General features: G+C 44.8%; 4 protein-coding genes. All 4 read right to left on the minus strand.

Features of this window, described 5'->3' with window-relative positions; genetic code table 11:
• Window positions 1-631: 631 nt before the first annotated feature.
• Genes B2Z67_RS01390 through B2Z67_RS01405 form a run of 4 tightly spaced genes read right to left on the minus strand, consistent with a single transcriptional unit; the run spans window position 632 to window position 5,394 of the window.
• A complete protein-coding gene (locus B2Z67_RS01390; RefSeq protein ID WP_291528027.1) occupies window positions 632-916 on the minus strand; it encodes a hypothetical protein in 285 nt (94 codons plus the stop codon).
• Between the two features lie 17 nt (window positions 917-933).
• A complete protein-coding gene (locus B2Z67_RS01395) occupies window positions 934-1,338 on the minus strand; it encodes a hypothetical protein (RefSeq protein WP_291528028.1) in 405 nt (134 codons plus the stop codon).
• Between the two features lie 11 nt (window positions 1,339-1,349).
• Window positions 1,350-3,014 carry a hypothetical protein gene (locus B2Z67_RS01400; RefSeq protein WP_291528029.1) on the minus strand — a complete coding sequence of 555 codons (1,665 nt, stop codon included), beginning with the start codon at window positions 3,012-3,014 and terminating at the stop codon, window positions 1,350-1,352.
• A gap of 40 nt (window positions 3,015-3,054) precedes the next feature.
• A complete protein-coding gene (locus tag B2Z67_RS01405; protein WP_291528030.1) occupies window positions 3,055-5,394 on the minus strand; it encodes a BACON domain-containing protein in 2,340 nt (779 codons plus the stop codon).
• Window positions 5,395-5,530: the final 136 nt, after the last annotated feature.

Genomic DNA, 5,530 nt, shown 5'->3' on the forward strand with positions numbered 1-5,530 from the left:
CCCAGGAGGAGGAGAATAGAGATACTATTGCTTATCACTAAACACTTATCACTAATCACTAATCACTTATCACTAATCACTTATCACTAAACAACAGAGATTTAAACGGACGACTGTAGTCGGCTAATCGGACGACTAGAGTTGACCGATCGGACGACTATAGTTGACTGATTAGCCGACTGGAGTCGGCCGTTTTTCCGCCCGGTGATTTAATACGATGGAGAGGTTGTGAAACAAATACCCATCCGGTCAACTGAAATCCGGAACAATGCGGGGAGGCTTACAAGGCACTTACAAGGGCTTACGAAGCATTTATGACGGCATTTACAAGACACTTTCCGAGGTGGTGAAAGCGGTGAACCCTGAAAAAGGGCACTTTTCACAGAGTGATTTCACCCGTTAAGTGCGATGAATAAGGAGGTTACATGAGGTAGGTGAAGAGGGTGAACCCCGAAAATAAACCTTGTAGGGAGAAGGAAAATCATCCTATGAGATGATGAAATCCTTTAAAAAACACCCGCAGAGGGGAGATGGCAGGTGAGAAAGAATCTTTAAGGTCGGTTAGCTTAGCAGTGATATATATTTTATGATCAGCCTGCCATCTCCTCTCTGCGGATGGAAGAGGCTGCTTTTACACAGCCAGCTCCATATAGTCATCACTCATAGAGATGCAGTATTGCAATATAGCATTATGATGTTCTTTCCGGTTTAAGTCTATATCTACACACCGCAAAACGTTTAGTCCGGGTATGTTCACTTCGTGCAGCGCCGCTTTGAGCATGGGAATAAGATTCATCAATCGCATGGCCGATTCCTCATACGCTTTCCAGATGTCACTCTCGGCAAAGTAGTATAAATGCACACTTGTGTCATTATCGGATTCCTTCACTAAAATGTTTTTAAACAATGTATTCATAATCATATCTATTTAAACTAACCCACTATTCTTAACGCATCTCTACCGGAAGATTGACCGGCAGTTCCCTTCTTATCCCGGTTGCGCCCACTATAAAAGAACTTCATCCGCAGTTGGTCACGCCAATACTGAAAGCCGCCACATACAATCTTGCATGAGATTACGTATTCCGTTTTCTTCTTATCAAGCAAACGCAGCAAAGGCGTGCGAAGAAACTGATCAGGCTCAGCAACACGCACCCTGACAACCCCATATTCGGATACCTCCACAGCAGAAGATAACCAATCCATATCCAACAGACTCAGAAGAGAATAGCAATAGAAAGCAGAATGCTCGTACGCATACCATGTGCCATCTTCCATATACAGAAAGATGTGACCCGCGTTCTTATCTTCTTTTTGCAATATCTCTTCCAGTTTCATATTGGCATATTTTATTGAACTATCACAATCCTGTCTACTTTTACGTTGCCACTAACTACAGAATTCTTCAGCAAGGCTCCTCGCCTTCCGGTTCCCGTCCCTACATGCAAATATGCGTGAGGATGGAATTTGCTACTAAGTTCGGACTGCATACCCGCACCCGGATAGGCACCGGGACTACCCGCCGAAGGATGTAAAGCGAACCAGTTGGGATTCTCAAGAATCCGCACATTCCAACCCACGTCACCCGAATTTATTAAATCAAACACATACGAATCACCGTCTGACGCATAACCACTTACGCTACTGACACTATATATCCAGTTAACACCTATATCCATAGTCAAATTGTCGCAGAGCACCGTTAACGTAGTAGAAGCAGGAGTCTGGTTGAAATCCCCAAGGATTTGATATTTGCCTCCTCCCAACGACACAGCTGTTACATTAAGCCAGTCACTATTTTCAACGAAAGTAGGCGTAACATTGCGGCTGGAATACACCGTACAGATTTCCACGCCGGAAGTTGTTCCACTTGTTCCGCCATACAGGTGGAACTCATTGTTTGATACAGCCATGTAATGCTCTCCGTCCGCCGTTATGCAAGTGTACCCCGGGTCTTCGTCTTCCACATCCACTTTCAAGTTATTGGAAGGAGCCGAGTCAATAGCATCCTGCACATCCGCATAACCGGGGCCATTTACTGCTACAATGGTAATCTTGTAACGATGATTCCGTATAATATTCAGCGGAACTCCGTTCGCATCCACCATTACTACCTTATAATATCCGTCCTTGGTGGTAGTACCCACTTGATAACCGGCTTTAATAATCACCGACATGTAGTCTGCATCAGTACAGTTACGCTCGTAGACATACAAAGAGGAAAGGTTATCATTTGCATTGTGAGTTATCCATCCTTGCTGGGTATTAGTCAGATAATCGCTTTCGTTAGCAACAGTAACCGGATTGCCAACGGTAGGCGTAGCAGTTACAGACGACGTATAGCTTGCGGGAGTTAAAAACCCCTGCGCCACTCCGCGGTGTGTAGATATCTCTCTGATGACAAATCTATCCAGTCCGTTCGTAGCGGTTCCCGTTCCTTTCTTTACTTGAATACAGGCTGCGGTGCGCAGCAGTTTCACACCACTGATTGAGGCAAGCCCGGTTTCCAGATTAAAACGTCCCCACATCACCAAAGGCATTGCATGGTTTATCATCGTTCCGGTAGCAAGCGGAGTGGTTTTCAAAAGAGGGATAGCTACGCTCTCAAGCATATCTTCATCTATATCATCAAAGTTCAAGCGGTCTGTCAGTCCGTCGGCGGTTCTGCCATTAACCACCAGGTGAACGATGCGGTCGTGCGAGACTGCATTCATCCGTACAGTAAAGTCTATACCGGTTGAAGTAACCTGCAATTTGTTGCTTTCTACTTTGATACGCTCCATAAACTTGTTGTCATCCGCATTAAACACCAGCATATCTACATTCAGGATATCGGTGTCTGCATAAGGATTATCTGCACGAGTATATGTATTTACAGGCTCAGGTTGCGGCAATGCCACCGAAACGGCGACACTGACCATAGCCTGAGATGGCATATCCTGATTCTGATTCTCGTCCTCGCACGAAGCGAACAGAACGGCAATCAGCATATATATAACACATCGTATCTTCATATTATAATACATAACTTTTCATTTATATATTTTAATTGGCTCAATGTATATCTACTGTAGCCTCGCGCTTAGTACGATCATAGGTAATAGTTGCCACATGACCGTATGTTGTTTCAAAATTAGCATGATTTGACGAATTTGTCAATGTCGGCAATGAATACGTTTGTACAAACACATTGCCCACAGTTCCATGATCGCTATTCGTCCATAAATTATTAACGTAAGTCATTGTTCCACCCTTAAAAGCATCTATTCTCAAATATGCAACTCCCGCACCAGGATTAGGTGCATCCCTCCAAGCAATATAAATCTCTAATTTTATTTTCCATGGAGAATTAACATCACCTGAAAATAGGGGTGCATTAAAGTACGCATTTTGCCCAATGTTACTTGTACTTCCCTGCGCCCATTTCAATAAATCACCTCCATTATAGGAAAGCACATCATCATGTCCTTGTCCCACCGGGTGTTTATCATAATCGGGATGATCTCCAACACCGCTCAACGAATTACCTTCAAACTGAACAATCAACTGAACCGTATTATTATTAGAACCGTCATTATATACCTTCATTACGAAATAGTCAAATGGTTCAATCGAAGCAACAGCACTTTGAAAAACATTTGTAGTCACCACATAATCCGTACACTCTGCATGAACAAACGACATCTGCCCGGTACGCGGATCCCCCGAAGGAGTGTTACGAGCGGTAGTAAACGTCATTTTCTGGTTAGTAGCATTCCAACTTGGATTAGTAATCCAAGTATCCAGAGGAGTGATATTAATCAGATTTCGATTACCTCCATATACTAAGACATCATTTGTCTCAGTTACTGCCGTTTGGTTATTATCTGTCGGTGCAGTTGCATTGATAGTATTCTCATAAATACTGATATAGCAATTCACAATCTCTATAGTATCCGTATCGAGCGTTTCCACATTTCTTACTACAACAATATCGTCGCCATAATAATCATCAAACTGATTGAAGTCTGTAGTAGAGCTACGGGTAAATGTAACCGGATCTCCATTGACACCCTGCGTAATGAGACCAGTCGTAGCTTTACTAGTCAAGTTAACAAACTCCCAGTCGCCGCCAAGGCTCGTCACTACAATATCACGCGTTTCATGAATCACCGGACAAAATACAAGCCGTTTATTATCCACACTAATTGTCCCCTCTTCCGGCCTTTGGGTTACAGGTATCTTCTTGGTTACATTATTCGCTGTCACAGTGATGTAAGAAGTGCGCGGGTTATTATAAGTATTCACATCAGCAGTAAGCTCTATGGCATTCCCATTTTTGGTTACAGTAAGCCAGGAGGCATCCGCCGCTTTTGCTACTGTAAAGTCCGAAGCATTGGTATTTACATGTACCGTTTCGCTGCTGGTTAAACCTACCGTAGCTTTATCGGTATAAAGCCAGGTTTGCGACAAATCGACACCCAGTTCCGTATCCACCCAATCCAGGATATCGGCAGATACCTCGAACTCCGAGCCTAAAGAAATGCGTATAAGCAACGTTCCGTTTGCGCGAGGCACACGGGGCACTTCTACATTGGCCTTTTCGTAGCGGGCGCCTCCTTCCATAGCCATATCCACACTCAACTTCAGGTGGTTGGTAGTTGTATCAGTTGGAGAAGCCTCCAGATAATCGTCTCCTTTATGCGCAGGGATAACGAAACGCAGCGTATCGCTATACTGATTCCCGTCCGTATGCTCGTGCATCACTAAATTACCCGTCATAGGAGAGCTGCTTACATACGGGCTATCTTTGTCGGGAAGAAACTTTCCCTCCCAACTGAGGGTAGTCGGCACGTTGGTAATCTTCAGTTGGTGCGTTCCGCTTATATCCAGTCCTCCGGCTTTCACTATCACCACCTTTACCTGGGTGGCATTGCGTGCCAGCACAGCGGTTTCGGTAGCCACGTTATGCTGGTTGGCAATCACTTCATTATTGGCTACATACGCTGTTCGCAGTTCGGGAATAGAAGGCAACACACCGGCTACAGGCTGAGTTTCCCACATTTTGCCCGAACGCGCTTCTCCGCGGACGGGCGGTGTCAGTCTGCTGCTGATATCTGCATTGGCGCCTACCAGCATCACGTCCCACGTTCCGGCTGCTACCGACATGGAAAGCCGGTCTGTCCCGTAAGTAACTCCCGCCACCTTCTGTCTGAACTGCCCCATATCCGTGCCTTCTCCGTCAAAGAGATAGACCTGGGTGTTGCCTATAATGCCCTCCAAAGACTTTGTCATTGCAAAAGTCAATGAAGGCTCAGTAGTTACCTTATCCGCCGGAGTTCCTCCGTCGTCCGTGCAGCCAAGCGTCAGAACAAGCAACAAGTACACTAATATGTTTACTCCTTTTCCTGCCATAATGTTCTTTTTGAATTTTGAATTATAAATTTTGAATTTTGAATGAGGTACGGAGTATCTCAAGGATGAAGCGGACTATCTCAAGGATAAAGCGGACTATCTCAAGGATGAATGCGGACTATCTCTATTCTCCTCC

Origin of the sequence: Bacteroides sp. UBA939, assembly GCF_002293435.1 — a bacterium.
GTDB lineage: Bacteria > Bacteroidota > Bacteroidia > Bacteroidales > Bacteroidaceae > Bacteroides.